The sequence below is a fragment of the Pseudomonas sp. NFACC42-2 genome, assembly GCF_900116055.1.
GTDB classification, from domain to species: Bacteria; Pseudomonadota; Gammaproteobacteria; order Pseudomonadales; family Pseudomonadaceae; genus Aquipseudomonas; species Aquipseudomonas marginalis.
Genome location: NZ_FOZO01000002.1, coordinates 461,150 through 477,483, shown reverse-complemented (window position 1 = coordinate 477,483; position 16,334 = coordinate 461,150). Strand labels below are relative to the sequence as shown.

Annotated in this window: 17 protein-coding genes; all 17 read left to right on the top strand. The window is 61.9% G+C overall.

Annotation, left to right across the window (positions count from 1 at the left end):
- The 17 genes from fliO to BM416_RS05930 all read left to right on the top strand — a co-directional run bounded on the left by fliO (position 1) and on the right by BM416_RS05930 (position 16,334).
- Positions 1–435, top strand: a complete 435-nt coding sequence (fliO, locus tag BM416_RS06010) for a flagellar biosynthetic protein FliO (protein WP_092486516.1) — start codon at positions 1–3, stop codon at positions 433–435.
- The gene (fliP, locus tag BM416_RS06005) at positions 435–1,178 is read left to right on the top strand and encodes a flagellar type III secretion system pore protein FliP (protein ID WP_092486513.1); all 744 of its coding nucleotides are present in this window, start codon (positions 435–437) and stop codon (positions 1,176–1,178) included. Before fliO ends, fliP begins: the two co-directional genes overlap by 1 nt.
- A gap of 18 nt (positions 1,179–1,196) precedes the next feature.
- Positions 1,197–1,466 (top strand): flagellar biosynthesis protein FliQ, encoded by a 270-nt coding sequence (fliQ, locus tag BM416_RS06000; RefSeq protein WP_027603863.1) that lies wholly within the window; start codon positions 1,197–1,199, stop codon positions 1,464–1,466.
- Between the two features lie 4 nt (positions 1,467–1,470).
- Positions 1,471–2,256: a flagellar biosynthetic protein FliR gene (gene fliR / locus BM416_RS05995; protein ID WP_092486510.1), complete on the top strand. Its 786-nt coding sequence runs from the start codon at positions 1,471–1,473 to the stop codon at positions 2,254–2,256.
- A gap of 3 nt (positions 2,257–2,259) precedes the next feature.
- Positions 2,260–3,396 carry a flagellar biosynthesis protein FlhB gene (flhB, locus tag BM416_RS05990; RefSeq protein WP_065946824.1) on the top strand — a complete coding sequence of 379 codons (1,137 nt, stop codon included), beginning with the start codon at positions 2,260–2,262 and terminating at the stop codon, positions 3,394–3,396.
- A 116-nt stretch (positions 3,397–3,512) separates the two neighbouring features.
- Positions 3,513–3,719 carry a cold-shock protein gene (locus BM416_RS05985; protein WP_027603866.1) on the top strand — a complete coding sequence of 69 codons (207 nt, stop codon included), beginning with the start codon at positions 3,513–3,515 and terminating at the stop codon, positions 3,717–3,719.
- A 237-nt stretch (positions 3,720–3,956) separates the two neighbouring features.
- The gene (gene flhA, locus BM416_RS05980) at positions 3,957–6,071 is read left to right on the top strand and encodes a flagellar biosynthesis protein FlhA (protein ID WP_371856044.1); all 2,115 of its coding nucleotides are present in this window, start codon (positions 3,957–3,959) and stop codon (positions 6,069–6,071) included.
- Positions 6,072–6,083: 12 nt separating this feature from the next.
- Positions 6,084–7,400: a flagellar biosynthesis GTPase FlhF gene (gene flhF, locus BM416_RS05975; protein ID WP_065940552.1), complete on the top strand. Its 1,317-nt coding sequence runs from the start codon at positions 6,084–6,086 to the stop codon at positions 7,398–7,400.
- 105 nt (positions 7,401–7,505) lie between these two features.
- The gene (fleN, locus tag BM416_RS05970; RefSeq protein ID WP_003192912.1) at positions 7,506–8,339 is read left to right on the top strand and encodes a flagellar synthesis regulator FleN; all 834 of its coding nucleotides are present in this window, start codon (positions 7,506–7,508) and stop codon (positions 8,337–8,339) included.
- A complete protein-coding gene (gene fliA, locus BM416_RS05965) occupies positions 8,336–9,076 on the top strand; it encodes an RNA polymerase sigma factor FliA (RefSeq protein WP_065924972.1) in 741 nt (246 codons plus the stop codon). The genes fleN and fliA overlap by 4 nt, the downstream gene beginning before the upstream one ends.
- A 170-nt stretch (positions 9,077–9,246) precedes the next feature.
- Positions 9,247–9,621 carry a chemotaxis response regulator CheY gene (locus tag BM416_RS05960; protein WP_160385018.1) on the top strand — a complete coding sequence of 125 codons (375 nt, stop codon included), beginning with the start codon at positions 9,247–9,249 and terminating at the stop codon, positions 9,619–9,621.
- Positions 9,622–9,639: 18 nt separating this feature from the next.
- Positions 9,640–10,428 carry a protein phosphatase CheZ gene (locus BM416_RS05955; RefSeq protein WP_092486507.1) on the top strand — a complete coding sequence of 263 codons (789 nt, stop codon included), beginning with the start codon at positions 9,640–9,642 and terminating at the stop codon, positions 10,426–10,428.
- A gap of 11 nt (positions 10,429–10,439) precedes the next feature.
- A complete protein-coding gene (locus tag BM416_RS05950; RefSeq protein ID WP_092486504.1) occupies positions 10,440–12,656 on the top strand; it encodes a chemotaxis protein CheA in 2,217 nt (738 codons plus the stop codon).
- Positions 12,657–12,705: 49 nt separating this feature from the next.
- Complete coding sequence (locus tag BM416_RS05945) at positions 12,706–13,851, top strand: protein-glutamate methylesterase/protein-glutamine glutaminase (protein ID WP_092486502.1); 1,146 nt, start codon at positions 12,706–12,708, stop codon at positions 13,849–13,851.
- Positions 13,851–14,591 (top strand): flagellar motor protein, encoded by a 741-nt coding sequence (locus tag BM416_RS05940; RefSeq protein ID WP_027603872.1) that lies wholly within the window; start codon positions 13,851–13,853, stop codon positions 14,589–14,591. The genes BM416_RS05945 and BM416_RS05940 overlap by 1 nt, the downstream gene beginning before the upstream one ends.
- A 15-nt stretch (positions 14,592–14,606) precedes the next feature.
- Complete coding sequence (gene motD / locus BM416_RS05935; RefSeq protein ID WP_027603873.1) at positions 14,607–15,494, top strand: flagellar motor protein MotD; 888 nt, start codon at positions 14,607–14,609, stop codon at positions 15,492–15,494.
- A gap of 51 nt (positions 15,495–15,545) precedes the next feature.
- Positions 15,546–16,334: a ParA family protein gene (locus BM416_RS05930; RefSeq protein ID WP_065924144.1), complete on the top strand. Its 789-nt coding sequence runs from the start codon at positions 15,546–15,548 to the stop codon at positions 16,332–16,334.

The following is a 16,334-nucleotide window of genomic DNA, read 5'->3' as shown; positions in this document are numbered from 1 at the left end:
ATGAAACGGCTGATGGTGGGACTGTTAGCCGCGCTGCCATTGGTGGCGTGGGCGGCGGAGCCGGCGGCCCAGGTTGCCGCTGCACCCGTCGGCGGCAGCGTTGGCGGGCAACTGACGCAGCTGGTGCTGGGCCTGTTGCTGGTGGTCGGCTTGATCTTCGGGTTGGCCTGGCTGATGCGGCGCGTGCAGAGCATCGGCCCGGGCAATGCCCAGGTCATCGAAATGATCGGCTCGCGCGCCCTCGGCCCGCGAGACCGACTGGTGCTGGTGCAAGTGGGCGAGGAACAGATCCTGCTGGGCATTACCCCCGGCCGAATCACGCCGCTGCATGTGCTCAAGACCCCGGTGCCAACCACCCAATCCCAGCCCGCCACGCCAGAATTCGCCCAGCGCCTGATGGAATTGCTGGGCAAGGATCAGAAGGATAAGAAGTAATGCGCGTTTTATTGACGCTCATGCTGTTGCTGGCCGCGCCATTGGCGCTGGCCGCCGACCCGTTGTCGATCCCGGCGATTACGCTGGGTACCAACGCGGCAGGGGCCCAGGAGTATTCGGTCAGCCTGCAGATCCTGCTGATCATGACCGCGCTGAGCTTTATCCCGGCGTTTGTCATGCTGATGACCAGCTTTACGCGGATCATCATTGTGTTCTCGATCCTGCGTCAGGCCCTGGGCCTGCAACAGACGCCGTCGAACCAGATCCTCACCGGCATGGCGTTGTTCTTGACGATGTTCATCATGGCGCCGGTGTTCGACAAGGTGAACCGGCAAGCCCTGCAGCCATACCTGGCCGAGACCATCACGGCTCAGGTCGCGATTGACCGGGCGCAAGGGCCGATCAAGGATTTCATGCTGTCGCAGACCCGCTCCAGCGACCTTGAGCTGTTCATGCGCCTGTCCAAGCGTACCGACATCGCGACCCCGGACCAGGCGCCGCTGACCATCCTGGTGCCGGCGTTCGTCACCTCGGAACTGAAGACCGCGTTCCAGATCGGCTTCATGATCTTTATCCCGTTCCTGATCATCGACCTGGTGGTGGCGAGCGTGCTGATGGCCATGGGGATGATGATGCTGTCGCCGCTGATTATTTCGTTGCCGTTCAAGATCATGCTGTTTGTGCTGGTGGACGGTTGGGCGCTGATTATCGGCACGTTGGCCGGCAGTTTCGGAGGGGTGTGATGTGTTAGGTGAAGCAGCATGACCCCAGAAGTCGCCGTCGACCTGTTCCGTGAAGCGCTGTGGCTGACCACCGTGATGGTTGCCGTGCTGGTGGTGCCGAGCCTGTTGGTGGGCCTGCTGGTGGCGATGTTCCAGGCCGCGACCCAGATCAACGAACAGACCTTGAGTTTCCTGCCGCGCCTGCTGGTGATGCTGATCACCCTGATTGTCGCCGGCCCGTGGCTGGTGCAAACCTTCATGGAATACATCCTGCAGCTGTACGGCAGTATTCCGCAGTTGATCGGCTGACCCGATGCAGTCCTTGCTGGCATTGACCGACACCCAGATCAGCACGTGGGTGGCCTCGTTCATCCTGCCGTTGTTCCGGGTGACGGCCATGCTGATGGCCATGCCGGTGTTCGGCACGACCCTGGTTCCACGCCGGGTGCGCCTGTATTTCGCCGTGGCCATTACCGTGGTGCTGGTGCCGGGCTTGCCGCCCATGCCGCCGGTGAATGCCCTGGACCTCAGCGCCCTGATGCTGATCGCCGAACAGATCCTGATCGGCGCCATGCTGGGCTTTTCCCTGCAACTGTTCTTCCAGGCGTTTGTGATTGCCGGGCAAATCATCTCGATCCAGATGGGCATGGGCTTCGCCTCTATGGTCGACCCTACCAACGGCGTGTCGGCGGCGGTGATCGGGCAATTCCTGACCATGCTGGTGACCCTGCTGTTCCTGGCCATGAACGGTCACCTGGTGGCGTTCGAGGTGTTGACCGAAAGCTTTACCACCTTACCGGTGGGCTCCGGGCTGGTGGTCAATCACTTCTGGGAAGTGGTCGGGCGCCTCGGCTGGGTGCTTGGCGCCTCGCTGTTGCTGGTATTGCCGGCGATCACCGCGCTGCTGGTGGTCAACATCGCGTTTGGCGTCATGACCCGCGCGGCGCCACAGCTGAACATTTTCTCCATTGGTTTCCCCTTGACCCTGGTGCTGGGCATGGGGATTTTCTGGATCGGCCTGGCCGACATTCTCAATCAGTATCAACCGCTGGCGACCGACGCCCTGCAGTTCTTACGTGATCTGGCACGGGCGCGCTGAGCCATGGCCGAGAGCGAGAGTGGTCAGGACAAGACAGAAGACCCCACGGAGAAACGTAAAAAGGACTCCAGGGAAAAGGGCGAGATTGCCCGTTCCAAGGAACTCAATACCGTTGCGACCATGATGGCCGGATCCGGTGCCTTGCTGATCTATGGCGGCGGCCTGGCGCTGGACTTGATGGAACTGATGAAGCACAACTTCACCTTGCCCCGCGATGTATTGCTCAACCCCGGCTCCATGGGCCAATACCTGCTGCACTCGGGCAAGATCGCGATATTGGCGGTGCAGCCGATCCTGATCACCCTGCTGCTGGCCGCACTGATCGGCCCGGTCGCCCTCGGCGGCTGGCTGTTCGCCGCCGGCAGCATGGCGCCCAAGTTCAGCCGCATGAACCCTGCGGCAGGGCTCAAGCGCATGTTTTCCGCCAAGGCCCTGGTGGAGCTGCTCAAGGCCCTGGCCAAGTTCATCCTGATTTTGTTCGTGGCGCTGATGGTGTTGTCGTCCGACATCGACGACCTGCTGCGCATCGCCCATGAACCCCTGGAGTCGGCGATCATCCACAGCGTGCAGGTGGTGGGCTGGAGTGCGCTGTGGATGGCCGCCGGGCTGATCATCATCGCGGCGGTGGATGCGCCGATCCAGTTGTGGGAAAGCCACAAGAAACTGCTGATGACCAAGCAGGAAGTGCGCGACGAGCACAAGGACCAGGAAGGTCGCCCCGAGGTCAAGCAACGCATCCGCCAGCTGCAGCGGGAAATGTCCCAGCGCAAGATGATGGCCTCGGTGCCCGACGCCGACGTGGTCATCACCAACCCGACCCACTACGCCGTGGCCCTCAAGTACGACCCGGAGAAGGGCGGCGCGCCGATGCTGCTGGCCAAGGGCAGCGACTTTACCGCACTGAAAATCCGTGAAATCGCCGTGGCCCACGACATCCTGCTGCTGGAATCGCCGGAGCTGGCGCGGTCGATCTTCTACTCCACCGACCTCGACCAGGAAATCCCGGCGGGGTTGTACCTGGCCGTGGCCCAGGTGTTGGCGTATGTCTATCAGATTCGCCAATATCGCGCGGGTAAGGGGAAACGCCCGGATCCGCTCAAGGACCTGCCGATTCCGCCGGAGTTGCGTCGCGATTCCTGACCTCTTACCACTCGTCACTAACTGCCGTCTACCTGTCAACTTTGACAGTAGTCAATCTTATTTCCAGCGCGTTTGATAAGGCTCAGGTCTTAAAACAAGCAGGGTGGAGAAGGTTAATGGCAACCGGCATCGTAAAGTGGTTCAACGCAGAAAAGGGGTTTGGTTTCATCAAGCCGGACGATGGTTCTGAAGATGTATTTGTGCATTACTCGGGGATCGTTTCCGGCGGTTTCAAAAGCCTGGATGAAAACCAAAAGGTCGAATACGTGCTTGCCAACGGCCCCAAGGGGCTGCAGGCAACTGAAGTTAAAACTGTGAGCTAGCCCGCGGGCGCTAGTTTCGCTGTCGGCAATGGATGTGCACAGAACCGACTGTGGGAGGGGGCTTGTCCCCTCCCGCAGTTGGAGTGTTTACATCCGATAGAACTGGGGCGGCTGTAGCGATCCACCTCCTCAAAAGCAAAGTTGGAAGGCTTCTTGCAACACCGCCTCCAGGACGCCTCCCGGCGTCAAAAGTTTGCTTCAAGGAAACGAGGAATACCGGTGGTGGATCGCTCTCAAATGTTCAGCACGGCCCGTGGCACCCTGACTGACCTCTCGCGGGGCAATCTGGGTGTGCCGTTGTTGTTGCTGGTCATGCTGGCAATGATGATGTTGCCGATGCCGCCGTTCCTGCTGGACGTGTTCTTCACCTTCAACATCGCCCTGTCCGTCGTCGTGCTGCTGGTGTGCGTCTACGCCTTGCGGCCGCTGGATTTCGCGGTATTCCCGACGATCCTGCTGGTGGCGACCCTGCTGCGCCTGGCGCTGAACGTGGCGTCCACCCGTGTGGTCATGCTCCACGGCCAGGACGGTCACGCCGCTGCCGGTAAGGTGATCCAGGCTTTCGGTGAGGTGGTGATCGGCGGTAACTACGTGGTCGGTATCGTGGTGTTCGCGATCCTCATGATCATCAACTTCGTGGTGGTGACCAAGGGCGCCGGACGGATTTCCGAGGTGAGCGCACGCTTTACCCTCGACGCCATGCCCGGCAAGCAGATGGCTATCGACGCCGACCTCAACGCCGGCCTGATCGACCAGAACCAGGCCAAGACGCGCCGCTTGGAAGTCGCCCAGGAAGCCGAGTTCTACGGTTCCATGGACGGTGCCAGCAAATTCGTGCGCGGTGACGCCATCGCCGGCCTGCTGATCCTGTTCATCAACCTGATCGGCGGCATGGCGGTCGGGATCTTCCAGCACGGCATGACCTTCGGCGATGCGGGCAAGGTGTACGCCCTGCTGACCATCGGTGACGGTTTAGTGGCGCAATTGCCATCACTGTTGTTATCTACAGCTGCCGCCATCATGGTGACCCGTGCTTCGGGCTCCGAAGACATGGGCAAGCAGATCAGCCGCCAGATGTTTGCCTCGCCCAAGGCCCTGGCCGTGGCGGCCGGCATCATGGCGATCATGGGGATCGTGCCGGGCATGCCCCATGTGTCGTTCCTGAGCATGGCAGCCATGGCGGGCGGGGGGGCCTACCTGTTCTGGAAAAAGCAGAATGCGGTCAAGGTCCAGGCCCTGCAAGAAGTTGCGCGCCAGCAGGAACTGCTGCCGTCCCCGGCCCGCGCCCAGGAAACCAAGGAGTTGGGCTGGGACGACGTGACCCCGATCGACATGATCGGCCTGGAAGTCGGCTACCGCTTGATTCCGCTGGTGGACCGCAACCAGGGCGGCCAGTTGCTCGCGCGGATCAAGGGCGTGCGCAAGAAGCTGTCCCAGGACCTGGGCTTCCTGATGCCCACCGTGCATATCCGCGACAACCTCGACCTGGCACCCAGTGCCTACCGCCTGACCCTGATGGGCGTGATCCTGGCCGAAGCCGAGATCTACCCGGACCGCGAGCTGGCAATCAACCCCGGCCAGGTGTTCGGCAGCCTCAACGGCATTACCGCCAAAGATCCGGCTTTTGGCCTGGAGGCGGTGTGGATCGAAATCAGCCAGCGCAGCCAGGCGCAGTCCCTGGGCTACACCGTGGTGGACGCCAGTACCGTGGTCGCCACACACCTCAACCAGATCCTGTACAAGCACTCCCACGAGCTGATCGGCCACGAAGAAGTCCAGCAATTGATGGGCTTGCTCGGCAAGGCCTCGCCAAAACTGGCAGAAGAGCTGGTGCCGGGCGTGCTGTCGTTGTCGCAACTGCTCAAGGTGCTGCAGGCGCTGCTGGCCGAACAGGTGCCGGTACGCGACATTCGCAGCATTGCCGAGGCTATCGCCAACAATGCCGCCAAGAGTCAAGATACTGCCGCGCTGGTGGCGGCGGTGCGTGTCGGATTGTCCCGCGCAATCGTGCAAAGCATTGTAGGGCTTGACTCCGAGCTGCCTGTGATCACCTTGGAACCAAGGTTGGAACAAATATTGCTCAATAGTATTCAGAAGGCAGGACAAGGCCAGGAAGAGGGCGTTCTGCTGGAGCCAAGCATGGCTGAGAAACTGCAGCGTTCGTTGATCGACGCCGCACAGCGCCAGGAAATGCAGGGCCAACCGGTGATTCTGCTGGTGGCGGGACCGGTCCGGGCGATGTTGTCGCGGTTTGGACGTCTGGCAGTACCGAATTTGCACGTTTTGGCTTATCAGGAAATTCCTGACAACAAGCAAGTGACTATCGTCGCGACAGTAGGGCCCAACGGCTGAGGGTAGTGGGTTATGCAAGTTAAGCGTTTTTTCGCCGCCGATATGCGTCAGGCCATGAAACTGGTCCGCGATGAGCTGGGCGCCGATGCCGCGATTATCGGTAATCGTCGTATTGCCGGCGGTGTCGAGCTGACGGCTGCCCTGGACTACACCCCCTCGGCATTGGCGCCGCGTGTGCCGAACATGGAACTCGAAGACGAGCTGCGCAAGACCGCTTCGCGCATCGTCTCGGCCCAGGCTGAGCTGAGCATGCGTGGCGACAGCGATGCCTCCACCAATCGCCAGTTGTTCGCCGGCCTGCCGCTGACCGCCGCCGAGCCGCTGGTTGAGCCAACGTTCATCGAACCGCCACGTCCTGCCGCGCCAGCCCCGGCCGCCGCAGTCGACCAGCGCGTCTTCGACTCGATGCGTTTTGAACTCAACGGCCTGCGCGAATTGCTGGAAGTGCAACTGGGTTCGCTGGCCTGGACCCAACTGCAAGGCAGCAAACCGCACCAGGCCAACCTCTGGCGCCGCCTGCAACGCATCGGCCTGTCCGGCCCGTTGTCCCGCGACCTGCTGGCCCTGACCACCGAAATCGAAGAGCCCCGCCAGGCCTGGCGCATGTTGCTGGCCCACCTGGCGCGGATGATCGCCACCCCGGAAATCGAACCCCTGGAAGAGGGCGGTGTGATCGCCATGGTCGGCCCTGCCGGCATGGGCAAGACCACCACCCTGGCCAAGCTGGCGGCGCGCTATGTGCTCAAGTACGGCGCGAACAACATCGCGCTGGTGAGCATGGACAGCTACCGCATCGGCGCCCAGGAACAGCTCAAGACCCTGGGCCGTATCCTCAATGTGCCGGTCACCCACGTCGACCCGGGCCAGTCCCTGGCCAACGCGCTCGATCCGTTGCTGCGCAAGCGCGTGGTACTGATCGACACCGCCGGCCTGCAGGCCAGCGATCCGGCGTTGCGCCTGCAACTGGAAAGCCTGGCCGGGCGTGGCATCAAGTCGAAAAATTACCTGGTGCTTGCAACCACCAGCCAGAAACAGGTTCTTACCGCTGCGTACCATAGCTACAAGCGTTGCGGTCTGGCCGGCTGCATCCTGACTAAACTGGATGAAACCGCCAGCCTGGGCGAAGTGTTGAGCCTGGCTATCAGCCATGAACTACCGGTTGCCTACCTGACCGACGGCCCGCGGATCCCGGATGATTTGCATCTGCCGCGCCGTCATCAGCTGGTCAGCCGCGCTGTCAGCGTGCAAATGCAAGAAGAGCCTAGCGAGGAAGCGATGGCCGATATGTTCGCCGACCTTTACCACAACCCGGCAAAGCGGGTGGGTTGAGGCGCGATGAACACCGTGAAATGTACCTACATCGATGGTCTGCAAGCGATTCACGCGGCCAAGCCATGTAGCCTGCGTCTAAGCAAGACAAGGTAAAGAAATAAAATGGGCAGCATGCATCCCGTACAGGTGATCGCGGTGACCGGCGGCAAAGGTGGCGTCGGAAAAACTAACGTGTCAGTGAATTTGTCCCTGGCCCTGGCAGAGCTTGGCCGTCGCGTCATGCTGCTGGATGCTGACCTGGGGCTGGCGAACGTCGACGTTCTGCTGGGACTGACGCCCAAACACACCCTGGCCGATGTGATCGAGGGGCGCTGTGAGCTGCGCGACGTGCTGCTCCAGGGCCCTGGCGGGATCCGCATCGTGCCGGCCGCCTCCGGTACCCAGAGCATGGTGCACCTGAGCCCGGCGCAGCATGCCGGCCTGATCCAGGCATTCAGTGACATCGGCGACAACCTCGACGTGCTGGTGATCGACACCGCCGCGGGGATCGGCGAGTCCGTGGTCAGCTTCGTGCGCGCGGCGCAGGAAGTCTTGCTGGTGGTCTGCGATGAACCCACCTCGATCACCGACGCCTACGCCCTGATCAAACTGCTTAACCGTGACTACGGCATGAACCGCTTCCGCGTCCTGGCCAACATGGCCCAGAGCCCGCAGGAAGGCCGCAACCTGTTCGCCAAGTTGACCAAGGTCACGGATCGCTTTCTCGATGTCGCCTTACAATACGTCGGTGCAGTTCCCTACGACGAGTGTGTACGCAAGGCTGTGCAAAAGCAGCGTGCAGTCTACGAAGCGTTCCCTCGTTCCAAGTGCGCATTGGCGTTCAAGGCTATTGCCCAGAAGGTCGATACCTGGCCGTTGCCTGCCAACCCTCGGGGGCATCTGGAGTTTTTCGTCGAGCGATTGGTGCATCAGACGAGTGCAGGACCGGTGCTATGACAGCGAACGGCTATAACGCTTACAAGAAGTCTGCCCGTGACAGCCAGGGCGAGTTGATCGAGCGCTATGCGCCACTGGTCAAGCGCATCGCCTATCACCTGCTGGCACGCCTGCCCGCCAGCGTCCAGGTCGAAGACCTGATCCAGGCGGGCATGATCGGCCTGCTCGAAGTGTCGACCAAGTACGACGCGAGCAAGGGCGCGAGCTTCGAGACGTATGCGGGGATCCGCATCCGTGGCGCGATGCTCGACGAAGTGCGCAAAGGCGATTGGGCGCCGCGTTCGGTGCACCGCAATACACGCATGGTCAGTGACGCAATTCGTGCAATTGAAGCAAAAACCGGTCGCGACGCTAAAGATCACGAAGTTGCGGCCGAACTCCAATTGAGTCTCGACGATTATTACGGGATTTTGAACGATACCTTGGGCAGCCGCCTGTTCAGTTTCGACGACCTGTTACAGGACGGCGAACACGAAGGGCTGCATGAGGACGGCGCGAGCACGCATATGGAGCCGTCGCGTGACCTGGAAGATGAACGTTTCCAGGGGGCGTTGGCGGACGCCATTGCCAACTTGCCGGAGCGCGAGCGGTTGGTGTTGGCGCTGTACTACGACGAAGAGCTGAACCTCAAGGAAATCGGTGAGGTCCTGGGGGTCAGCGAATCCCGTGTCAGCCAGTTGCACAGCCAGTGCGCGGCCCGCTTGCGGGGGCGTCTGGGAGAGTGGCGAGCGCGCTGACAGGCAGTGTGGGGAGCATTGCAAAGCGATACCGCGAAGGTGATAGGCCTTCGCGGGCTCGGGCCGTGGTGCCCTCGGCAGTCCTTTTTGTGTAATGCCTGTTGATTGAAATGGCGCGTCCAGGTGCTGGGCGCGTTTAAGACTGCTTGGAGGTCGAATTGGACAAGAACATGAAAATCCTCATCGTTGATGACTTCTCAACGATGCGGCGGATCATAAAAAACCTGTTGCGTGACCTTGGGTTCACAAACACGGTCGAGGCGGATGACGGCCTGACGGCGATTCCGATCCTCAACAGCGGGAGCATCGACTTTCTGGTAACGGACTGGAACATGCCGGGCATGACCGGTATCGACTTGTTGCGCCACGTGCGTGCCGACGAAAAATTGCGCAGCCTTCCCGTGTTGATGGTGACCGCCGAAGCCAAGCGTGAACAGATCATCGAAGCCGCCCAGGCCGGGGTCAACGGTTACGTGGTCAAACCATTCACTGCACAGGCCTTGAAAGAGAAGATCGAAAAGATCTTCGAACGCATCCACGGCTGATGCCATCGCGGGGGAGCTATGGAGCATAAAGAAACGTCACAGGGAGACTTTGAGTCGACCCTGAAAAAGCATGCTCACCAGTTGGTTGACAGCCTTGAAAAAGGCCAGTTCGGCGACGCGGTGCAGTTGATCCATGAGCTCAACCAGACCCGTGACCGAGGCCTGTACCAGGAAGTGGGCAAGCTCACGCGCGAGCTGCACAGCGCGATCGTCAATTTCCAGATTGACCCGCACATGCCCCAGGCCGAAGAGATTTCGCAGATCACCGACGCCACCGAGCGCCTGTCCTATGTGGTCAGGCTGACCGAGGCGGCGGCCAACCGCACCATGGACCTGGTGGAAAACGCCACGCCCCTGGTCAACGGCATGGCCACGGAAGCCCAGGCCCTGAGCGTTGACTGGGGCCGCTTCATGCGCCGTGAAGTCGGTGCAGAAGAGTTTCGTGAGCTGGCCCGTCGGGTCGAAGGGTTTTTGTCACGCAGCGAGCAGGAAAACCGCATGGTTTCCAGCAACCTCAATGACATTCTGCTCGCCCAGGATTACCAGGACCTGACCGGTCAGGTGATCAAGCGTGTGACCCAGTTGGTCACCGAAGTGGAAAGCAACCTGCTCAAATTGGTACTCATGGCCGGCCAGGTCGACCGTTTTGCCGGCATCGAACATGACCGCGAAGCGATCCTCTCTGAAAAAGATCCACAAAAACATCTCGCCAAGGGTGAAGGTCCGCAGATTCATGCCGATAAACGTGAAGACGTTGTGTCAGGTCAGGATGACGTAGATGACCTGTTATCCAGTTTAGGCTTCTAAGGAGCACCCACATGAGCTTCGGCGCCGATGAAGAGATCCTTCAGGATTTCCTTGTAGAGGCCGGCGAAATTTTAGAGCAACTGTCCGAACAACTGGTCGAGCTGGAAAGCCGCCCGGATGATGCGAACCTGCTCAATGCAATTTTTCGCGGTTTTCATACTGTAAAAGGGGGCGCCGGCTTCCTCCAGCTCCATGAGCTGGTGGAGTGCTGCCACATCGCCGAGAACGTGTTCGACATCCTGCGCAAGGGTGAGCGTCACGTTGATTCGGAGTTGATGGACGTGATTCTCGAAGCACTGGATGCGGTCAACGGCATGTTCAGCGAAGTGCGCGAGCGTGCCCCGATCACCGCAGCCACTCCGGAACTGCTGGCCGCCCTGGCGCGCTATGCAGAGCCGGCCGACACCTCGGCAGCGCCGGTGGTCGAAGCCGTACCGGAACCAGTGGCGGAACCTGAAGCGGATGTGACGGACAGCGAGTTCGAGCAACTGCTCAGTTCCCTCAGTGCCGTCAAGGCCGAAGCCGAAGCCCCGGCTGCGGCTGCCCCGGCTGCCGCGCCGACCAGCGAGGACATTACCGACGCTGAGTTCGAGTCCCTGCTCGATCAATTGCACGGCAAGGGCCAGTTCGCCGCCGACGCCGTGGCGCCTGCCGGTGCCGCCGCCGGTGCTGCGGATGCGCCTGCCGCTTCTGCCAGCACCGACATCACTGACGATGAATTCGAAGCGTTGCTCGACCAGTTGCATGGCAAGGGCACCTTCGCGGCCGATGCCTTGCCGGCAGTCGCCGCTACGGCCGCGGCCCCGGCAGCACCCGCTGCCGGCGCCAAGCCGGCGGACGATGGGTTGATCTCCGATCACGAATTCGAAGCACTGCTGGACGATCTGCACGGCAAGGGCAAGTTTACCGAAGTCGCCCCGGCCGCTGCTGCAGCCACGGCGGCACCGGTTGCCGCCAAAGCCGCCGCGCCCGCCGCCAAGCCTGCGCCTGCGCCGGTTGCTGCCCCGGCTCCAGCGCGTGCCGCTGCCGCACCGGTCGCGGAAAAACCGGCCAGTGAAGCCGAAACCACCGTGCGGGTCGATACCGCGCGGCTGGACGACATCATGAACATGGTCGGCGAGCTCGTACTGGTGCGTAACCGCCTGGTGCGCCTGGGCCTGAGCAGTGGCGATGAAGCCATGCAGAAGGCCGTGTCGAACCTCGACGTGGTCACCGCCGACCTGCAGACCGCCGTGATGAAAACGCGGATGCAGCCGATCAAGAAAGTCTTCGGCCGCTTCCCGCGCCTGGTTCGCGACCTCGCGCGCCAGCTGAAGAAAGAGATCAACCTGGAACTGGTGGGTGAAGAAACCGACCTCGACAAGAACCTTGTCGAGGCCCTGGCCGACCCGCTGGTCCACTTGGTGCGCAACGCTGTCGACCACGGTGTCGAAACCCCGGAAGAACGCGAAGCCTCGGGCAAGTCCCGTGGCGGCAAGGTGATCCTGGCAGCGGAGCAGGAAGGCGACCACATCCTGCTGTCCATCACCGATGACGGCAAGGGCATGGACCCGAATATCCTGCGCAGTATCGCCGTCAAGCGTGGCGTGATGGACAAGGACGCCGCCGACCGCCTGACCGACACCGAGTGCTACAACCTGATCTTCGCCCCCGGCTTCTCGACCAAGACCGAGATTTCCGACGTGTCGGGCCGTGGCGTGGGCATGGACGTGGTGAAGACCAAGATCAGCCAGCTCAACGGCTCGATCAACATCTACTCGACCAAGGGCCAGGGCTCCAAGATCGTCATCAAGGTGCCGTTGACCCTGGCGATCATGCCGACCCTGATGGTGATGCTGGGCAACCAGGCATTCGCCTTCCCGCTGGTCAACGTCAACGAGATCTTCCACCTCGACCTGTCGCGCACCAACGTGGTCGACGGTCAGGAAGTGGTGATCGTGCGGGACAAGGCGTTGCCCCTGTTCTACCTCAAGCGCTGGCTGGTTGCATCGGCGGCCCATGAAGAGCAGCGCGAAGGCCATGTGGTGATCCTCTCCGTGGGCACCCAGCGAATCGGCTTTGTCGTCGATCAACTGGTTGGCCAGGAAGAAGTGGTCATCAAGCCTTTGGGCAAAATGCTGCAGGGAACCCCGGGCATGTCGGGTGCGACCATCACCGGTGACGGTCGGATCGCGCTGATTCTCGATGTTCCGAGCATGCTCAAGCGTTACGCCGCTCGGCGTATTTGATTCTGGTGGGGCATAGGCGGTATTGCCCGCCCCACCTAACGGAGTGTTTATGGCAGTCAAGGTCCTGGTGGTGGACGATTCGGGTTTCTTCCGCCGCCGCGTCTCGGAAATTCTTTCCGCCGATCCAAGCATCCAGGTGGTCGGCACGGCCACCAACGGCAAAGAGGCGATTGATCAAGCCATTGCGTTGAAGCCGGACGTGATCACCATGGACTACGAGATGCCGATGATGGATGGCATCACGGCAGTCCGGCACATCATGCAACGCTGCCCGACCCCGGTATTGATGTTCTCCTCGCTGACCCACGAAGGCGCCCGAGTGACCCTCGACGCGCTGGATGCGGGGGCGGTGGACTTCCTGCCGAAGAATTTCGAAGACATCTCGCGCAACCCCGAGAAGGTCAAGCAACTGCTGTGCGAGAAAGTCCACAGTATTTCCCGCAGCAACCGCCGCAGCCTGTTCAGCGCGCCAGCCCCTGCGCCGGCACCGGTGGCCGCGCCGGTGGCCGCGCCGGCGGCGCCTGCCGGTTCCACGTTTGGCCGCCCGGCGCCTGCGCCGGTTGCACGGCCTGCCGCGCCGCCGGTGCGGACGTCGGCACCGGCGGCTGCCCATTCGCCTGCGCCCAAGCGCAAGGCCTATAAACTGGTCGCCATCGGCACCTCCACCGGCGGTCCGGTCGCCTTGCAGCGCGTGTTGACCCAATTGCCGGCCAACTTCCCGGCGCCGATCGTGTTGATCCAGCACATGCCCGCCGCGTTCACCAAGGCCTTTGCCGAGCGCCTGGACAAGCTCTGCCGCATCAGCGTCAAGGAAGCCGAGGATGGCGACATCCTGCGTCCTGGCCTGGCGTTGCTGGCCCCGGGCGGCAAGCAGATGATGGTCGACGGCCGGGGCGCGATCAAAATCCTGCCGGGCGATGAGCGCCTCAACTACAAGCCGTGCGTGGACATCACCTTCGGTTCGGCGGCCAAGTCCTACGGCGACAAAGTTCTGGCGGTGGTGCTCACCGGCATGGGCGCCGACGGTCGTGAAGGCGCGCGCCTGCTCAAGCAGGGCGGCAGTGCGATCTGGGCCCAGGACGAGGCCAGCTGCGTGATCTATGGCATGCCCATGGCCATCGTCAAGGCTGACCTGGCCGACGCCGTCTACAGCCTGGACGACATCGGCAGGCATCTGGTGGAGGCCTGCCTCTGATGGATGTATTGAGCCTGATCGGCATCATCCTGGCATTTGTCGCCATTATTGGCGGCAACTACCTCGAAGGCGGTCACCTGGGCGCCCTGGCCAACGGCCCGGCGGCGCTGATCGTGATTGGCGGCACGGTGGGCGCCGCGTTGCTGCAGTCACCGATGAGTTCGTTCAAGCGTGCGATGCAAATCCTCATCTGGATCATTTTTCCGCCGCGTGTCGACCTGGCCGGTGGCATCGATCGTGTGGTCAACTGGAGCCTCACCGCACGCAAGGAAGGCCTGCTGGGCCTCGAAGGCGTGGCCGATGCCGAACCCGACAGCTATTCGCGCAAAGGCCTGCAATTGCTGGTGGACGGCGCCGAACCGGAAGCGATCCGCAGCATCCTCGAGGTGGATTTCTACACCCAGGAAAGCCGCGATATCAACGCCGCCAAAGTGTTTGAAAGCATGGGCGGCTATGCGCCGACCATCGGCATCATCGGCGCGGTGATGGGCCTGATCCACGTGATGGGCAACCTGGCCGATCCGTCGCAACTGGGCAGCGGCATTGCCGTGGCGTTCGTTGCCACCATCTACGGGGTGGCCAGTGCCAACCTGGTGCTGTTGCCGGTGGCCAGCAAGCTCAAGTCGATTGCCATGCGCCAGTCGCGCTATCGCGAGATGCTGCTCGAAGGCATCCTGTCGATTGCCGAGGGCGAGAACCCGCGCTCCATCGAATTGAAGCTCCAGGGCTTCATGGATTGATGGGGAGTATTGCCAATGAGCCGTCGCCGTCGCGAGCCTGAAGAACATGTCAACCACGAACGGTGGCTGGTGTCCTATGCGGACTTCATCACCTTGCTGTTCGCCTTTTTCGTGGTGATGTACTCCATCTCGTCGATCAACGAAGGCAAGTACAAAGTCATTTCCCAGGCGTTGATCGGTGTGTTCAACGACGCCGACCGTTCGCTCAAGCCGATCCCGATTGGCGAAGAGCGGCCCAGGACCGTGACCCCGGCCAAGCCGCTGGTCAATGACAGCGACGAAACCGCTGCCGGCGTGGGCGGCACCAGTGATCCGCTGAAAAGCATCGCCGATGACATCAGTGCCGCGTTTGGCGACCTGATCAGCTCCAACCAGATGACCGTGCGCGGCAATGAGTTGTGGGTGGAGATCGAGCTCAATTCCAGCCTGCTGTTCGCCAGTGCCGATGCATTGCCCAGCGACCAGGCGTTCACCATCATCGACAAGGTGGCGGCGATCCTCAAACCGTTTGAAAACCCGATCCACGTTGAAGGCTTTACCGACAATGTGCCGATCAGTACCGCGCAGTACCCGACCAACTGGGAGCTGTCATCGGCCCGTGCCGCGAGCATCGTGCGCATGCTCGCGATGCAGGGCGTGAACCCTGGACGCCTGGCGTCGGTGGGGTATGGCGAGTTCCAGCCGGTGGCCAATAACGCCACGCTCGAAGGCCGCGCACGCAATCGTCGGGTGGTGCTGGTGGTGTCCCGAAACCTGGAGGTGCGCCGTAGCCTGACCGGCACCGGTACCGCCAATGCAACACCGGATGCGGCCTTGAAGCGCGCTGGCACACAAACTGCACCGGCCCCTGCAAAGCCGCCGGTTCAGCAGAGTGCCGTCAATTCTCCGTCGCCGGCTCAATAACCTTATGCAATGTCTCGGTCGCGCGTGTGCCCACCGGGAGGAACCATCCGAATGAGAGTCTGGGCAGTTGCCAATCAAAAAGGTGGAGTCGGCAAGACCACCACCTCCATCGCTTTAGCCGGCTTGCTGGCCGAGGCGGGCAAGCGTGTGGTCGTGGTCGACCTCGACCCCCACGGCTCGATGACCAGCTATTTCGGCTACGACCCGGATGCGCTGGAGCACAGCAACTACGACCTGTTCCTGCACAAAGGCAACGTACCGGCCGACCTGCCCGGGCAATTGCTGCTGCCCACCAGTAACGAAAGCATTTCCCTGCTGCCGTCGAGTACCGCACTGGCCACCCTGGAGCGCCAGTCGCCGGGGCAGAGCGGCCTGGGCCTGGTGATCGCCAAGACCCTGGCGCAACTGTGGCAGGACTTCGACTACGCGATCATCGACAGCCCGCCCTTGCTCGGCGTGCTGATGGTCAACGCTTTGGCGGCCAGCCAGCAACTGGTGATCCCGGTGCAGACCGAGCATCTGGCGGTCAAGGGCCTGGAGCGCATGGTCAGCACCCTGGCGATGATCAACCGTTCGCGCAAACAGGCGTTGCCGTACAGCATCGTGCCCACCCTGTTCGACCGCCGTACCCAGGCGTCCCTGGGCACCTTGCGCGTCCTGCGCGATGCCTACCCGGAGACCATCTGGAACGGCTACATTCCGGTGGACACCCGCCTGCGTGATGCCAGCCGTGCCGGGCTCACGCCGTCGCAGTTCGACGGCAAAAGCCGTGGCGTGCTGGCGTACCGGGCGTTGCTCAAGCACCTGCTGTCCCAGCAGCTTGTGGCGCAGGTGGCCTGA